16 protein-coding genes are annotated in these 14,909 nt (G+C 66.3%); 13 read left to right on the forward strand and 3 right to left on the reverse strand.

All coding sequences use genetic code 11. From position 1 onward, the window contains the following. Positions 1-31: 31 nt before the first annotated feature. The 11 genes from recJ to GYH26_RS13840 all read left to right on the forward strand — a co-directional run bounded on the left by recJ (position 32) and on the right by GYH26_RS13840 (position 10,088). Positions 32-1,795, forward strand: coding sequence for a single-stranded-DNA-specific exonuclease RecJ (recJ, locus tag GYH26_RS13790; protein ID WP_161542142.1), 1,764 nt, complete (start codon positions 32-34; stop codon positions 1,793-1,795). Between the two features lie 103 nt (positions 1,796-1,898). After that, on the forward strand, positions 1,899-2,129 hold the full coding sequence (locus GYH26_RS13795; RefSeq protein ID WP_054685863.1) for a FeoA family protein: 231 nt from the start codon (positions 1,899-1,901) through the stop codon (positions 2,127-2,129). Positions 2,130-2,132: 3 nt separating this feature from the next. Then, positions 2,133-2,357: a FeoA family protein gene (locus GYH26_RS13800; RefSeq protein ID WP_012845052.1), complete on the forward strand. Its 225-nt coding sequence runs from the start codon at positions 2,133-2,135 to the stop codon at positions 2,355-2,357. Beyond that, positions 2,354-4,615 carry a ferrous iron transport protein B gene (feoB, locus tag GYH26_RS13805; protein ID WP_161542143.1) on the forward strand — a complete coding sequence of 754 codons (2,262 nt, stop codon included), beginning with the start codon at positions 2,354-2,356 and terminating at the stop codon, positions 4,613-4,615. The genes GYH26_RS13800 and feoB overlap by 4 nt, the downstream gene beginning before the upstream one ends. A 105-nt stretch (positions 4,616-4,720) precedes the next feature. Next, on the forward strand, positions 4,721-7,009 hold the full coding sequence (locus GYH26_RS13810) for a S9 family peptidase (RefSeq protein ID WP_242006446.1): 2,289 nt from the start codon (positions 4,721-4,723) through the stop codon (positions 7,007-7,009). Then, positions 7,006-7,809 (forward strand): CPBP family intramembrane glutamic endopeptidase, encoded by an 804-nt coding sequence (locus GYH26_RS13815; protein WP_161542145.1) that lies wholly within the window; start codon positions 7,006-7,008, stop codon positions 7,807-7,809. Before GYH26_RS13810 ends, GYH26_RS13815 begins: the two co-directional genes overlap by 4 nt. A gap of 375 nt (positions 7,810-8,184) precedes the next feature. Beyond that, positions 8,185-8,346 carry a HEPN domain-containing protein gene (locus GYH26_RS15700; protein ID WP_272487325.1) on the forward strand — a complete coding sequence of 54 codons (162 nt, stop codon included), beginning with the start codon at positions 8,185-8,187 and terminating at the stop codon, positions 8,344-8,346. Beyond that, on the forward strand, positions 8,276-8,668 hold the full coding sequence (locus tag GYH26_RS13825; protein WP_161542146.1) for a nucleotidyltransferase domain-containing protein: 393 nt from the start codon (positions 8,276-8,278) through the stop codon (positions 8,666-8,668). The genes GYH26_RS15700 and GYH26_RS13825 overlap by 71 nt, the downstream gene beginning before the upstream one ends. Beyond that, positions 8,658-9,269: an SAM-dependent methyltransferase gene (locus GYH26_RS13830; RefSeq protein WP_161542147.1), complete on the forward strand. Its 612-nt coding sequence runs from the start codon at positions 8,658-8,660 to the stop codon at positions 9,267-9,269. The genes GYH26_RS13825 and GYH26_RS13830 overlap by 11 nt, the downstream gene beginning before the upstream one ends. Positions 9,270-9,340: 71 nt before the next feature. After that, positions 9,341-9,673 carry a nucleotidyltransferase domain-containing protein gene (locus GYH26_RS13835; protein ID WP_161542148.1) on the forward strand — a complete coding sequence of 111 codons (333 nt, stop codon included), beginning with the start codon at positions 9,341-9,343 and terminating at the stop codon, positions 9,671-9,673. Continuing rightward, positions 9,660-10,088 (forward strand): HEPN domain-containing protein, encoded by a 429-nt coding sequence (locus tag GYH26_RS13840; RefSeq protein ID WP_161542149.1) that lies wholly within the window; start codon positions 9,660-9,662, stop codon positions 10,086-10,088. Before GYH26_RS13835 ends, GYH26_RS13840 begins: the two co-directional genes overlap by 14 nt. Before the next feature lie 15 nt (positions 10,089-10,103). Here the strand turns inward: GYH26_RS13840 and GYH26_RS13845 are convergent, their stop codons facing one another. After that, positions 10,104-10,322: a DUF6364 family protein gene (locus GYH26_RS13845; RefSeq protein WP_161542150.1), complete on the reverse strand. Its 219-nt coding sequence runs from the start codon at positions 10,320-10,322 to the stop codon at positions 10,104-10,106. Between the two features lie 26 nt (positions 10,323-10,348). Next, positions 10,349-10,609, reverse strand: a complete 261-nt coding sequence (locus GYH26_RS13850; protein WP_161542151.1) for a hypothetical protein — start codon at positions 10,607-10,609, stop codon at positions 10,349-10,351. Between the two features lie 179 nt (positions 10,610-10,788). On the opposite strand from GYH26_RS13850, the gene GYH26_RS13855 reads away from it, so the two are divergent. Both GYH26_RS13855 and GYH26_RS13860 read left to right on the forward strand, forming a co-directional pair. Continuing rightward, positions 10,789-12,564 carry a SulP family inorganic anion transporter gene (locus GYH26_RS13855; protein WP_161542152.1) on the forward strand — a complete coding sequence of 592 codons (1,776 nt, stop codon included), beginning with the start codon at positions 10,789-10,791 and terminating at the stop codon, positions 12,562-12,564. A gap of 3 nt (positions 12,565-12,567) precedes the next feature. After that, positions 12,568-13,695 (forward strand): NAD(P)/FAD-dependent oxidoreductase, encoded by a 1,128-nt coding sequence (locus GYH26_RS13860; protein ID WP_161542153.1) that lies wholly within the window; start codon positions 12,568-12,570, stop codon positions 13,693-13,695. On the opposite strand, the gene GYH26_RS13865 is transcribed toward GYH26_RS13860, so the two are convergent. Beyond that, a complete protein-coding gene (locus tag GYH26_RS13865; RefSeq protein ID WP_161542154.1) occupies positions 13,692-14,906 on the reverse strand; it encodes an NAD(P)/FAD-dependent oxidoreductase in 1,215 nt (404 codons plus the stop codon). The genes GYH26_RS13860 and GYH26_RS13865 overlap by 4 nt on opposite strands. Positions 14,907-14,909: the final 3 nt, after the last annotated feature.

Below are 14,909 nucleotides of genomic sequence, written 5' to 3' on the forward strand. Positions count from 1 at the left end.
TTGCGTACCTGCATCGAACGCAACGCACGCCATGCGCAAGTACCGGTGGGTTCGCCGCCCCCTGCCCGATCCGAACGCCGTGGCCACGCTGATGGCGGCCGCACACTACCTGCCCGAGCCGCTGGCCCGCGTGCTGGTGGCGCGGGGCATTACGACGGTGGAAGCGGCACGTGCCTTTTTCCGGCCGGCGCTCGATCAGCTCCACGATCCTTTTCTGATGGCCGACATGGAAGCGGCCGCCCGGCGCCTGGCGCGTGCCATCGAAGACCGGGAGCAGGTGCTCGTCTATGGCGACTACGACGTGGACGGCACGACGGCCACGGCGCTCATGACCTCATTCCTGAAGGAGCGTGGCGTGCCCGTCCGTTACTTCGTTCCCGACCGCTTCCGGCACGGCTACGGCCTCACGCAAAAGGCGCTCGAAGAAGCGCTGGAAGCCGGCACCCGGCTGCTCATCGCCCTGGACTGCGGCATCACCGCCGCCGAAGAGGCGGCCTACGCCCGCGCGCGCGGCGTCGATCTGATCATCTGCGACCACCACACGGCCGGCGCCACATTGCCCGAGGCGGTGGCCGTGCTCGATCCCAAGCGCCCGGACTGTCCCTATCCCTTCCCCGAGCTTTCGGGCTGCGCGGTGGCCTTCAAGCTGGTGCAGGCTACGCTCCAGGTGCTGGGCGAGTCGCCCGAGGCGGCCTACCGGTACCTCGATCTGGTGGCGCTCTCGACGGCGGCCGACATCGTGCCGCTGACCGGCGAAAACCGCATCCTCATGGCCGAAGGGCTGCGCCATCTGCGCCGGAGCACGCGACCGGGCCTGCAGCAACTGGCCGCCCGCGCCCGTTATCCTCTGGAAACGCTCACCATGCACGGGATCGTGTTCGGGCTGGCCCCCCGCATCAATGCGGCCGGACGCCTGGGCGACGCCAACCGGGCCGTAGCGCTCCTGCTGACCGAAGACACCGCCACGGCCGACGCACTGGCCGCCGAGCTGGACGCGGCCAACCGCGAGCGCCAGCAACTCGACCGCCGGACGCTCGAAGAAGCCATCGCCCAGGCCGAACGCCAAATCACGGCCCGCGACGACCGCCACGCGCTCGTGCTCTACCATCCCGACTGGCACCTGGGCGTCATCGGGATCGTGGCCAGCCGCATCGTCGAGCGCTTCTACCGTCCTACCATCCTGCTCTGTGCCGTCGATTCCATCCTCAAAGGCTCGGCCCGATCCATTGCCGGGATCAACATCTACGAGGCACTGCGCGACTGTGAGGACCTGCTGCTGCAGTTCGGCGGCCATACCTACGCGGCCGGTCTGGCGCTGGAAGAAGCCCGACTCGAAGCCTTCCGCGAGCGCTTCAACGAGGCGGTGGGCGCCCGGATGACGCCCGAGCTGCTCGTCCCCCGCCTGGAGATCGACGCACTGCTCGACCTGCACACGCTCGACGAGCGCTTCTGGCGTCTGCTCCAGCACTTCGGGCCGCACGGTCCCGAAAACGAAGAACCCCTGTTCATGGCCCGCGATCTGGAGGTGGTGGGCGAACCCCAACAGGTGGGCGACGACGGCAAGCATCTGAAGTTCTACGTGCGCCAGCGGGCCCATCCCGACGACCCTCCCTGCGAGGTGATCGGCTTCGGGCTGGGACGCCTGCTCCCGGCCGTGCAGCACAGCCGCCGCACCGGTCAACCGCTTGCCCTGGCTTTCACGCTTCAGGAAAACACCTGGCAGGGGCAGACCCGCATCCAGCTCCGGCTGCGCGACCTGAAGTTGCAGCGTGTCGAGACTCCCGTCGGCCAATAAAATTTCTTGAAGAGGAAACCCCGCGGGCGTCGGGCGTTGCATTTCTGCGCGCGGACATTTAGACTATGTCTAAGCTAAAGCCAACGGCCGGAGGTAGGAAGCCATGCGGAGTGATGCGGCCCCGCTGACCTGTTTCCAGAAAGGGCAATACGTGCAGATCGAGTGGCTGGCCCTCGACGAGGAGCAGGCGCAACGGCTGCGTGAGCTGGGCGTGCGTGAGGGCTGTCGGGCCTGCGTGATGCTCAACGCCGACAAGTGCATCCTGGGTGTGGGGGCCTGTCGGCTGGCGCTGCAACGCGAAGTGGCCATGCGGCTGTTTGCCGTGCCCGCCTGAGCGATGACGACGCTGCGTGATCTCCGGCCGGGCGAGCGGGGCCGCGTGACAGGCTACGTCAGCGACCAGCTCCCGCCGCGCATCTTCGAAATGGGCCTGCTGCCCGGCACCGAGGTCGAACTGGTCCGGCTGGCTCCCCTGGGCGACCCCATCGACCTGAAAGTCCGTGGTTTCCATCTCTCCATTCGAAAGCACGAAGCCGAGTTGATTCTGGTGGAGCGGTTATGAGCGGAAGCTGTCACGAACCGGCCGTTGCCGTCGAAGCGCCCCGGGCGCCGACCATTGCCCATCGCATTGCACTGGCCGGCAATCCGAACGTGGGGAAAACCACGCTCTTCAACCTGCTGACCGGATTGCGCCAGAAGGTGGCCAACTATCCGGGCGTGACGGTCGAACGCAAAAGCGGCCGGCTGGTCGGGCACGAAAGCGTCGAAGTCGTCGATCTACCCGGCACCTACAGCCTGAACCCCCGCTCCATCGACGAACGCGTCGCCTACGAGGTGCTGGTCGGGCGCATGCGGGACGAGCCCGCGCCCGACGTGGTCGTGTGTGTGGTGGATGCCACGAACCTGGAGCGCAACCTCTACCTGGTTTCCCAGATCATGGATCTGGGCCTGCCCGTCGTGGTGGCGCTCAACATGATGGACGCGCTGGCCGAAAACGGCCTGGAGCTGGACGTCGAGGGGCTGGCGCGGCGGCTGGGCGTACCGGTGGTGCCCATGGTGGCCCGCAAAGGCCAGGGCATCGATCGCCTGAAGGAACTCCTGCTGCGTGGCGTGCCGCCGCCCCCGGCCGAGCGACGCTGGACGCTCATGCCGGCCGTGGCCTCCGTCGTGGAAGAGCTGGCGCAGCGGCTGGGCGAGGAGGCCCCGGACGTGCCCGAGCGGCAACGGTTCTTCGAGGCGCTCAGCGCCCTGACCAGCGATACGCTGCTCGAGGCCTGGAAGCAGCGCGCGCCGCGCTTCTACGAGGCCGTGCGGGAAGCCCGCCGGGACCTGGAGGCCCGCAAGGTGCCCTACCGTCAGGCCGAAATGATCGGCCGCTACGGCTGGCTGAGTCCGCTCGTGGCCGAGGTGCTGCGCAAGCGTCCGGATGCCCGGGAGCGTACGCTTTCGGACCGCATCGACGCCGTGCTCACGCACCGCGTGGCCGGGCCGCTCATCTTCTTCGTGCTGCTGCTGCTCATCTTCCAGGCCATCTTTTCCTGGGCCGTGCCGTTCATGGACGCCATCGAGGCAGCCGTGGCCTGGACCGGCGAGCAGGTGCGTACCGTCATGCCCGACGGCTTCCTGGAAGACCTGATCGTCGACGGCGCCATCACGGGCGTGGGCAACGTGCTCGTCTTCCTGCCCCAGATCCTGCTGCTGTTCTTCTTCCTGGGGATCATGGAAGACACCGGCTACATGGCCCGCACGGCGTTCATCATGGACCGCCTCATGCGCAGGCTGGGACTGAGCGGCGCCTCGGTGGTGCCCCTGCTGAGCGGCTATGCGTGCGCCGTGCCCGCCATCATGGCCGCGCGCACGCTCGACAACGAGCGCGACCGGATCATCACGATCATGGTCACCCCCCTGATGAGCTGCTCGGCCCGCCTGCCCGTCTACACGCTGTTCATCGCGGCTTTCATTCCGAACATCCCGATCCTGGGCCCGCTCAATGCCCAGGGGCTGGCCATGTTCAGCCTCTACCTGCTGGGCACGGCCATGGCCTTCGCGGCGGCCTGGGTGCTCAAGACGTTCGTCTTCAAGGGCGAGAGCGCCTACTTCGTCATGGAGCTGCCGCCCTACCGGGCGCCCCAGTTCAAGCAGATCGTCTATCGAATGATCGACCGCGCCAAGGCGTTCGTCACGCGGGCCGGGAAAATCATCTTCGGACTGAGCATTGTGATCTGGTTTCTGGCGAGCTTTCCGCGGGCCGAGCTGGATCCGGAGCTGGCGGCCGAGCGCCAGGCGCTGGAAGCCTGGTACGCGCACGCCCGCGATAGCCTCGAAGCCATCGGCGCCCCGGACTCGGCGTTCGAGGAGCTGGAAGCGGCCTATGAGGAGCGCCTGGCACCCATCGCCGATGCCGAAGCCGCCCGCCAGATCAGCCAGAGCTTCATCGGGCGCCTGGGCCATGCGCTGGAGCCGCTCATGCGGCCGCTGGGCTTCGACTGGAAGATCACGGCCGGCATCATCTCTTCCTTCCCGGCCCGCGAGGTGATCGTGGGCACCATGGCCACCATCTACGGCGTGGCGCATGCCGGTGAGGACGAAGTCATCCTGCGTCAGGCGCTGCGGGCCGACCCGGCCTTTTCGCCGCTGGTGGCCGTCAGCCTGATGGTCTTCTACGTGTTCGCCCTCCAGTGCATGAGCACGCTGGCCGTGGCACGGCGCGAGCTGGGCACCTGGAAATGGCCGGCCGTCATGTGGCTGTACATGTTCGCGCTGGCCTACCTGTTCTCGCTGCTCGTCTACCAGGGCGGCCGCCTGCTGGGGCTGGGCTGAGCCTTCCACGAATTCCCGGCGGAATCGCCCATCGCTGACGTCGGGTTTGTATCTTTTTCCGCGTCTGCTCAAGGATTCAGCCCTCGACCACCCATGCGTACCGCGATGCGTCGCGCCGGATGGATTGCGCTGTTTGCTCTGGTGCTGGTATGGAACGCCGTCGCCCAGGACGGCAACGAGCCGATCACGGTCACCGACCTGCTGCGCATTCGCCAGCTTGAAAGTCCGACGGTCTCGCCCGACGGCCGCTGGCTCGCCTACATCGTGCGCCAGATCGATACCGTCGAAACCGAACCCGATGTGCGCTACGCCTACCGCACGCATCTGTACCTGGTACCCACCGACGGGAGTACCCCGCCCCGCGCCTACACGCACGGCGACCGGACGGCCAGCCAGCCCGCCTGGCATCCGGAAAGCGATCGGATCGCCTTCGTGCGGCCGGTCGGCGGCAAGCCCCAGCTCTTCGTGATTTCCCTCTTTGGCGGCGAGGCCGAGCAGCTCACCGACTTCCGCTACGGCGCGAGCCGGCCCCGCTGGAGTCCGGACGGCTCGCTGCTGCTCTTTACCGCCACGCTCTCCGAAAAGGACGTGCGCCGCGCCGAGGGCACGCCGCCCTGGCCCGATGAACGACCGGCTCGCACGGCGGCCGACACGGCCGGCGCCCGCCCGAACCCCAACGGCTCCCTCGCCGAAATCCGCGCCTGGCTGGCCCGCAACGAAGCCGACGGCAACCCGCGCGTCTTCCACCGGCTCGACTTTCAGGGCGAGCAGTCGCTGCAGCCGCACCTGCGCTTTCAGCACCTGTACGTCGTCGAACCCCGTCCCGGCGCGACGCCCCGGGCGCTGACCCGCGGCTTCTTCTCGTTCTCCGGTGCCGAATGGCTGCCGCACGGCCGCCAGATCGTAGCCGCTGCGCTGCTCGACTCCACCCGTCACCCGGACCGCGCCCGCGGCAGCGACCTCTATCTGATCGACGTCGATACCAGCCGCATCAACCTGCTGCTTCATATCGACGGCTACGCGCTCTTTGCGCCCACACCGTCGCCCGACGGCCAGTGGATCGCCTTTCTGGCCTCGCCGCTGGCCGACTCGGGCTACGCCCAGACCGAAATCGGTCTGTTCCGAATCGATGGGCGCCGCCCACCCGAGCTGCTCACGCTGCACTTCGACCGCTCGGCGGGCAACCTGAAATGGGCACCCGACATGCGCTACCTGTACTTCGTAGCGCCCTCGAACGGCGGCTTCCCACTCTATCGCATTTCGTTTTTCGACCTGCACCCGCCACGTCCTGCCGAAGCAACGATGCCGGACACCACCACCTCACGTGCCCGCTTCAGCGCCGACGAAGTGGTACGCCTGAAGCCGAAAATCGAGCGCCTGCTCGACTACGACCGCGGCGTGCGCGACTACGACCTGAGCGAGGCTACCGTCTACTACGTGCTCACCGAGCCGACGAATCCGTACGAACTCTACGCGTCCGACCTGGCCTTCAAGCGTCCCCGTCGTCTTACCGAGCACAACGCTTCGTGGCTGCGTACGAAGCGCCTGAGCCGGCCCGAGTCGTTCACGCTCAAGCGCGACACGCTGGAGATCCAGTACTGGGTGATGAAGCCGGCCTTCTTCGAGAAGGGCCGGCGCTACCCCATGCTGCTGGAAATCCATGGCGGGCCGGCGGCCATGTGGGGTCCGGGCGAGGCCACCATGTGGCACGAATTCCAGTTCTTTGCGAGCAAGGGCTTTGCCGTCGTGTTCTCGAACCCGCGCGGCTCGGGTGGCTACGGCCGCGCCTTCCGTCGGGCCAACTACCAGGACTGGGGCGACGGGCCGGCCGGCGACGTACTGGCCGTGGCGAGCGCGGCGGCCCGGCTTCCGTGGATCGACCCGGAGCGCCAGGTGGTGACCGGCGGCTCCTATGCGGGCTACCTGACGGCCTGGATCGTGGCGCACGACCATCGCTTCAGGGCGGCCGTGGCCCAGCGCGGCGTCTACGACCTGCAGACCTTCCTGGGCGAAGGGAACGCCTGGCGACTGGTGCCCTGGCACTTCGGCGGCTACCCGTGGGATCAGGAAACACCCGCCCTGCTGCACGGCGACACGGTCTCGGTGCGCGACGTGATCCTGTACAACTCGCCGATCACCTGGGTGCACCGGATCCGCACGCCGCTGCTGATCATGCACAGCGACCGCGACCTGCGCACCGGCGTCATCCAGAGTGAAATGCTCTACAAAAGCCTGAAAATTCTGGGCCGGCCCGTCGAGTACGTGCGCTATCCGGACGAAGGGCACGAGCTGTCGCGCTCGGGCGACCCGAAGCGCCGCATGGACCGCATCCTGCGCATCTACGAGTTTTTCATGCGCTATCTGCCGGCCGAAACGCCCCCGACTTCGGAATGAGCGGCCGCCTCGCTCTGGAACTGCACCGCCTGTGGCGGGCGCTGCAACGGCTCGACCGCCAGGCCGTCGTGGTCCTGCTGGCCGCGCCGCTGCTCGCCTACCTGCAGCTGCTCGTCGGCCGACGCGCCTTCTACCTCGACAAGCTGGCGCCGGAGCTGGCACTTCCGGCCACGCCACTGGCGGCCTGGACGTGGTGGACCGTCCTGCAGGGTGTGCTGGGCTTCGTCGTGCCCGTGGCGCTGCTCCGGCTGGTCTTCCGGCGCCGCGCTGCCGAGATCGGACTGGGTACGGGCGACCTGCGTTTTGGACTGCTCGTGCTGGCGCTCTACGTGCCCGTAGTGCTGGTCGGAACCTGGGTGCTTTCGGCCGATCCGGCCTTTCAGGCCATCAACCCGCGCCTGCGGGTCGCCGTCCACGACTGGAGCATGTTTCTGCTTTACGAATTGCTGTTTCTGGTGTACTGGATTGGCTGGGAGTACCTGTGGCGGGGCTTCATGCTGTTCGGCACGGCCCCGGCGCTGGGCCTCTATGCGATCTTCGTGCAGATGCTTCCGTTCGCCGCGCTGCACTTCAACAAGCCTGCGGCCGAGGCGCTGCTCTCGATCCCCGGCGGACTGCTGCTGGGTGCGCTCGTGTGGCGCTGCCGCTCGTTCTGGATCGCCGTGCCGATCCACTTCGTACAGATGCTGGCGCTGGACTTCTGGTGCACGCTGCGCCTCCGCACCGGCCTCAACGGCCTCGACCCGGCTACCCTCTGGCACCTGCTGCAGCAGGGCTTTCGTGCGGTTTCTACGGGATGATATATAGTTTTCCAGGTATTACCGTCGCTCCGGCAATCGAAGCGGACAGGCCGCCCGACTGCTGCGCGAACGTGGCCTGGAAACCTGCACCAGCGGCGGACAGGAAGAGCTGGCCCGCGCCGGCGCCGAAATGGCGCGCTGAAGGCGGAACATCCGCCGGACGCGTGGGTCAGGTTGCCACGCCTGGAAATCCATCGCCTTGCCACATGCAACGCGCCCGTGACTGGTGGGTGCAGGCCGAAGCCGACCTGCACCATGCCCGTCATGCGCTTGGAAGACGAAGACTACGAGTGAGCTGCGGCGCAGCAGGCGGCCGAAAAGGCCCTGAAGGCCCAGGGGGTGGCGATCGAAGCCGACCTCCTGGATGCCGCCAAAGTGCTGGACAAGCTATACATTCCCACGCGCTACCCCAACGGCCTGCTGGAAGGTGCCCCGACGGAATTCTTCACGCGCCAGGAAGCCGAACATGCCATCCGCTGTGCAGAAGCAATCCTTCGGTTCGGTCACGGTCTTCTCGCTGGACCGGCGTCGGGTTGAGGCGGCGCTGCAGGCGCTCGTCGAAACCCTCCAGCATCGGGAAGAAGTGCTGGCCGTGGTGTGCTTCGGCTCGTGGGCACGAGGCGAGGCCGGCGTGGGAAGCGACATAGATGTGCTGGTGGTACTTCGAGACTCGGATCGGCCTTTTCTGGAGCGGATTGACCGGTACCGCCCCGAGACGTTTCCGGTGGATCTGGACCTCTTTCCCTACACGCTGGCCGAGATCCGACGTGGCCAGCCGCTGGCCCGAGCCGCCCTGCAGACGGGTACCGTGCTCTGGGCCCGCCAACCCCTCAGTGAACTGCTGAACGATGCGCCCTGAACTCTGGAATCAGCGCTTTGCGGAGCCGACGTTTTTCTACGGCACCGAGCCCAACGCCTTCGTGGCCGAAACAGCGCCACGCTACCTCCGGCCCGGTGCCGAGGTGGTCGAGCTGGGCGCGGGTGAGGGCCGCAATGCCGTCTGGCTGGCGCGCCGGGGCTTCCAGGTGACGGCCGTCGATTACGCCGAGGCCGGGCTGGAAAAAACGCGCCGACTGGCCGCACAGCAGGGCGTCGCCGTCGAGACGATCCGGGCCGACGTCACGCGATGGCAACCGGACCGTACCTGGGACGCCGTGGTGATCACTTTTCTGCACCTGCCGCCCGAGGCGCGCCCCGCCCTCTATGCGTTGATCCATCGCATCCTGCGCCCCGGTGGCTACCTGATCGCCGAGTGGTTTCGTCCCGAGCAGCGCACCGAGGGCTACACCAGCGGCGGCCCACCCGATCCAAGCTGGATGGTAACGGCCGACGAGCTGCGCCGGCATTTTGATCCGGAAGGGATTCTCCTGCTGGAAAATGCCACGCCCGAACTGAACGAAGGTCCGGGCCACCGCGGCCCCGCTGCCACCATGCGGCTGGTCTGGCAACGGCGGGGTTAAAAATCCGTCCCGTTCGGAACCGTCAGCACCAATTCTTTTATATCCCCTTGGAAACGCGACAACGGAACGAAATGGCTGTCCAGACATCCCCGGCGCTCACCTATCTCGACGAAATCGTACGTCGTCTGGTGCAGCATTTCAATCCGGTTCAGATCGTACTATTCGGTTCGCATGCCCGGTACCAAGCCGACGAAGCAAGCGATCTGGATCTGCTTGTCGTACTCGACAAGGTGGACCATAAGCGGGAAACGGCCATTGCCATGCGGCGGGTACTTTCAGATCTGCCTGTGGCCAAAGATATTTTTGTAGCCACACCGGAAGAAGTAGCCCGTTTGAAAGGCTGTTTCTGGCACGTAGTCGGTCAGGCCATTCAGGAAGGGCGGGTCATCTATGAGCGCACATAGCCATTTACAATTTCGCCTTCGAGAAGCGCGGCGCTGGCTTCGCTATGCACAGGAAGATCTGACAACTGCCCAACGGCTTCTTGCCATGGGCGAGGTTATTCCACGCCATCCTGCCTGGCTTGCCCAGCAGGCTGCCGAAAAAGCATTAAAGGCTGTGTTAATCGCTGAAGGGATCTTTTTCCCTCGTACTCATGACTTGGAGGCGCTACATACCCGCATCCCCTCCCGCTGGCGAGTCAGACATCTGCAAGTCGACCTTGAGCGACTCACCGAATATGCCGTAGAGGCACGATACCCTGGCGACCTTCCGGACATCAGCTTTGAAGAGGCGCGGGCTGCCGTAGCGGATGCCGCCCGCATTGTGCAGGCGGTCGCATCGGAAATGCCTAAAAGCCCCGAAATCTCCAGCACATAGGTTGAAACCAGAATTTCATCCGGCGCCTGCAGCGAGACCGACCAGGCGACGCGTGCGCGGAGGCAACGACTGTTTCCAGTCAACCGTTGCGGTTTGTTGCTTCGGCACTTCAGGTAACTGCTGGAGCAGTTCGGCAATCAGCCGTGAAAGCGGAATGCCCCGTTCCCGTGCAATCCGGCGTGCCCGAGCCACCAGTGCGCGATCCAGCCGAATTGTCAATTTTTCTGTAGCCATAAGACGCTGGTCTGGAAACGGCGGGGTTAAAGGCAGTGCGTGGGATTGTCGGGGTCCAGGTAGCAGGCGTCGGACTGAAACTGCCGGTTGAGCGTCACCTCGTAGGTCAGTGTGTCCAGAAAGGCCCGAATGGCCTCGGCGCCCTCGTAGCGCGCTCCGTTGCTTTCGGCCAGCACCGGCCAGGCGGCCGGCACCGAGCCATCCGGAAGCTGCGCGTCGCCGTCCACCGGCACCACCCGATGCGCCAGCACCAGCTCGCGAAGTCGCTCGGCTACTTCGTCAGCCACCGGATCTTTCTTTCGTCGATAAAGCACCAGCATCGCCACGGACCAACCGTCTGAACGACTCCTGCTTTTGTGCTGGTACGTGCAGTGGGTTGATGAGTTCACCGCGCAGGCGTCCAGAAGGCGATCTCCATATCTTCTGCAGCGTTTGTGTTTCCAGGTAATACAGGACTGCGCGATCATTGTCTGGAAGGTTTTCATATCGTTTACCGGCACGCCGCCTGATACCGGCACTGGACTGGCTACCCCGCTACGGCCGTGCCGAGCTGAAGGGGGATCTGGTGGCCGGGTTGACGGTGGGTGTCATGCTCGTGACCCAGAGTATGGCCTACGCCCTGCTGGCCGGTGTGCCACCGGTCTATGGCCTGTATGCCTCCCTGATTCCTCTGCTCGTTTACGCATTGCTGGGCACCTCGCGCCATCTGGCTGTCGGCATCATCGCCATCGACATGCTCATCGTGGCGGCCGGACTGACGCCGCTGGCCGAGCCGGGCTCGCCCCGCTACCTGGCGCTGGCGCTACTGCTGACGGCGCTGGTTGGCGTGCTTCAGCTCGTCATGGGGCTGGCGCGGCTGGGCTTTCTGGTCAACCTGCTCTCCCGTCCGGTGCTGACCGGCTTCGCCTCGGGAGCGGCGCTCATCATCGCCTTCAGCCAGGTAGACAGCCTGCTGGGGCTTTCGCTGCCGTCCGCCTCGTCGCTGCCGGTCCGGCTCTGGCTGACGCTCACGCATCTTCCGGAGGTGCACCTGCTCACGCTGGCGCTGGGCGTCGGTGCGTTGCTACTGCTGGTGGGTCTGCAGCGCTTCGCGCCGCGTCTGCCCTCGGCGCTGGTCGTAGTGGTGCTCGGCACGTTGCTGGTCTGGCTGTTGCGGCCGGATCGGCTGGGGGTGGCCGTCGTGGGCTCCATTCCCCGGGGCCTGCCCTCCTTTGCACCACCCGAACTTGAGCTGTCCACCGTGCGTGCGCTGCTGCCGACGGCCGTCACGCTGGCGCTCGTGCAGTTCATGAACGTGATTACGCTGGGGAAGGTCTTTGCCGCCCGCTATCGCTACAGCGTCCGTCCCAACCGGGAGCTGCTGGCGATCGGCGCGGCCAACCTGGTGGGAAGCTTTTTTCAGAGCCTGCCTGTTTCCGGAAGCTTTTCGCGCACGGCCGTCAACGCCCGGGCCGGTGCCTGTACGCCCCTGAGCAACGTGGTGGCCGCCACCGTAGTTGGCCTCACGCTGCTGGTGCTTACCCCGCTGTTTCACTTTCTGCCGGTACCTGCGCTGGCCGCCATCATCATCGTCGCCGCCCTGGGATTGTTCGATCTGCGCGGTCTACGCCAGCTCTGGCGCATCAAACGCACGGACGGCGCCGTGGCGCTGTTGACCTTCGCCGTCACACTGCTGATAGGCGTGCGGGAGGGGGTGCTCAGCGGCATCGTCGCCTCCATCGTGGCCGTCATGTACCGCATCAGCCGGCCCAATGTGGCCGAACTGGGCCACCTGCCGGGTACGCGCTCCTTCCGGGATCGGCGCCATCATCCCGAGGCGCGGCCGATCCCCGGACTGCTCCTGCTGCGCGTGGACGCTTCGTTCTCGTTCGCCAATGCCGACTTTCTGCAGGATCTGCTGCTGGATCGCACGCGCGACGACCCGTCCATCCGCGCCGTGGTCATCGACGCCTCCTCCATCAACGACCTCGATACGACGGCCGCGGCGGCCCTCCAGCGCGTGGCCGAAACGCTGGCCGACCGAGGCGTGGCGCTTTATTTCGCGGGCGTCAAGGAGCCGGTCATGGAAACGATGCGCCGCGCCGGGCTGGTCGATCTGCTCGGCGCAGATCATTTCTTCCTGACGCCCCATCGCGCCGTGCTCCACATTCTGGAGCAATGGGGCCAGGTCGACCGTTACCTGGCCGCTCTCCCGAAAGCCGAACTGCCCGAACATGATAACCATGACAGGGACAATATCTGAACCATGAAGCGACGGATTCTGGTGATCGGTGCCGGACCGGGTGGCATCGCGGCCATCCGGCGGTTGCGTGAGCGGATCGGCGACCGACTGGAGATCGTGTTGATCGAACGAGAAGCGACGGCGGAGTTTCTGCCGGGCACGATTGCCACCGTGCTGGGCGAAGCGCCCGCCGCCCACTGGCGCACGCCGCTTCGGCTTCGGGGCATCGAGGTGCAGCAGGGCGAAGTGCAACGGGCGACCGGCCGGGGCGTCGTGCTGGCCGGCGGGCGCACGCTGGAAGCCGACGCGGTCATCGCGGCCCCCGGTTTGCACCTGAACCTGACGGCCGTGCCCGCCCGGCCGAACGTGTTCGCCTTCTGGAGTCCCACGACGGCCGAAGTTGCTCGGGAAGCCGTCGCACACCTGCAGCGCGGCCGCCTCGTCGTGGTCATCTCCGGCCTACCCTACCGCTGTCCGCCCGCTCCCTACAGCCTGGCCATGCAACTGGCGGCCTTCTACCGCCACCACCGACGCGACGTGCAGCTCACGCTGACCACGCCCGAGGAGGCACCGCTGGCCTCACTGGGGCATGGCATCCCGGAGTTTCTGCTCCGCTCCTGCGCCGAGGCCGGCGTCGAAGTGCAGCTCGGCCGCCGGCCCGACTGGTCCGCCGGCACCGATCGGGAGCTCGTCTTTACCGACGGAAGCCGCCTGGCCTTCGACCTGGCGCTGGTCGTTCCGCCGCACGGACGCGCGCCCATGCTGGCGGCGCTACCGGACGAGGGCGTGCTGGTGTCCGTCGATGAACGGCTGGAGACGGCCGAGCCCGGCCTGTTCGTCGTGGGCGACGCGACACGCACGTCCCTGCCCCGCGCGGCCGGCGTCGCCACGGCTCAGGGACGGACGGCCGCCGACGCCGTGCTGGACCGCCTCGGGCTGGCCCGCTTCGAGGGACCGCATCTGCCCGAACCCGAATGCTACATCGGCCACGGCGACGGCCGCTACAGCCGCATCACGATCCGCTTCCCTGAAGGCCTGCCGCCCGCCGGACGGCCCGAGGTCCGGCTCGAGGGCCCAGCTCCCGAACTGGCCGCCGGCTTCGCCCGCGTGTTCGAGGAATGGCGGACGCTTCGCACCGAAAACGGTCGCTAAGCCTTTCCGCGCAACATCAGGTTCCAGTACAGCCAGGGGAGCACGTACTTCTTGAGCAGGTACATCGAGTACCGCTCCTTCGTGGTGTCGAACGGAAACGACGGCATGGGCCGGTTGTCGTAGTCGAACTCGGCCAGCACCAGTTTGCCGTAGCCCGTCACCAGCGGGCACGAGCTGTAGCCGTTGTAGTGCTTCGGGTTGACGAGCGCTCCGTGCTCCCGGAGCTGGAGCAGGTTGTGCACCACCACGGGCGCCTGCTTGCGCACGGCCGCGCCGGTCTTCGCATTGGGCGTACCCGCCGCATCCCCCAGCGCGAAGATGTTCGGGTAGCGCACGTGCTGGAGCGTGTATTTGTCCACATCCACCCATCCCTCGGCGTTGGCCACCTTGCTGTGCTTGATGAAGTTCGGCGCGCTCTGCGGCGGTACGGCGTGCAGCATGTTGAACCGGTGCACCCGCTCTTCGAGCACGTTGCCCTGTTCGTCCTTCAGATGAAAGACGGCCTCCTGCTGTGGTCCCCGCACCTCGGCCAGTTCATGGCGAAAGTGCACCTGAATGCCGTAGCGTTCGATCACCTTTTCCAGCGTCCGGGCAAACTCCGGTATGCCGAAAATCACGACGCCCGGCGTGAAGAAATGAATCTCCACCTGGTCCAGAATCCCCCGGCGGCGCAGGTGGTCGGCCGTCAGGTACATGATCTTCTGCGGCGCACCGCCGCACTTGACCGGTGTCGAGGGCTGCGTGAAGAGCGCGCGGTCGCCGGGCTTGAGCTGCTGCATCACCTGCCAGGTGTAGGGTGCCAGCTCGTAGGCGTAGTTGCTCGTGACGCCGTATTTGCCCAGCGATTCTTTGAGGCCGGGGATTTTGTCCCAGTCGAGCTGAATACCCGGCGCCAGCACCAGGTAGTCGTATTCGATGGTCCGGCCGCCGGCGGTCTGCACCCGATCGTTGTCCGGGTCGAGCGCCACCACACGATCCTGGATCCACGTGGCGCCCGGTGGGATGTAGTCGGCTTCGTCCCGCACCGAAGCTTCGGGTGGGAAGACGCCCGCGCCCACCAGCGTCCAGAGCGGCTGGTAGTAATGCTTTGTGGAGGGCTCGATAATCGCCACTTCCGGCGGATTTTTGGCGCGACGCAACCGCGCGGCCACCGTAATGCCGGCCGTTCCGCCCCCCACAATCACCACTTCGTAGTGCGTTTTTTCTGCCATGGC

Origin of the sequence: Rhodothermus marinus (genome assembly GCF_009936275.1) — a bacterium.
In the GTDB taxonomy this organism is placed as follows: Bacteria; Bacteroidota; Rhodothermia; order Rhodothermales; family Rhodothermaceae; genus Rhodothermus; species Rhodothermus marinus_A.

Bases quoted from the DNA above. Each gene is read 5' to 3' on its own strand.
- recJ (WP_161542142.1), top strand. From the start codon at position 32: ATGCGCAAGTACCGGTGGGTTCGCCGCCCCCTGCCCGATCCGAACGCC.
- GYH26_RS13795 (WP_054685863.1), top strand. From the start codon at position 1,899: ATGCGGAGTGATGCGGCCCCGCTGACCTGTTTCCAGAAAGGGCAATAC.
- GYH26_RS13800 (WP_012845052.1), top strand. From the start codon at position 2,133: ATGACGACGCTGCGTGATCTCCGGCCGGGCGAGCGGGGCCGCGTGACA.
- feoB (WP_161542143.1), top strand. From the start codon at position 2,354: ATGAGCGGAAGCTGTCACGAACCGGCCGTTGCCGTCGAAGCGCCCCGG.
- GYH26_RS13810 (WP_242006446.1), top strand. From the start codon at position 4,721: ATGCGTCGCGCCGGATGGATTGCGCTGTTTGCTCTGGTGCTGGTATGG.
- GYH26_RS13815 (WP_161542145.1), top strand. From the start codon at position 7,006: ATGAGCGGCCGCCTCGCTCTGGAACTGCACCGCCTGTGGCGGGCGCTG.
- GYH26_RS13825 (WP_161542146.1), top strand. From the start codon at position 8,276: ATGCCATCCGCTGTGCAGAAGCAATCCTTCGGTTCGGTCACGGTCTTC.
- GYH26_RS13830 (WP_161542147.1), top strand. From the start codon at position 8,658: ATGCGCCCTGAACTCTGGAATCAGCGCTTTGCGGAGCCGACGTTTTTC.
- GYH26_RS13835 (WP_161542148.1), top strand. From the start codon at position 9,341: ATGGCTGTCCAGACATCCCCGGCGCTCACCTATCTCGACGAAATCGTA.
- GYH26_RS13840 (WP_161542149.1), top strand. From the start codon at position 9,660: ATGAGCGCACATAGCCATTTACAATTTCGCCTTCGAGAAGCGCGGCGC.
- GYH26_RS13845 (WP_161542150.1), bottom strand. From the start codon at position 10,322: ATGGCTACAGAAAAATTGACAATTCGGCTGGATCGCGCACTGGTGGCT.
- GYH26_RS13860 (WP_161542153.1), top strand. From the start codon at position 12,568: ATGAAGCGACGGATTCTGGTGATCGGTGCCGGACCGGGTGGCATCGCG.
- GYH26_RS13865 (WP_161542154.1), bottom strand. From the start codon at position 14,906: ATGGCAGAAAAAACGCACTACGAAGTGGTGATTGTGGGGGGCGGAACG.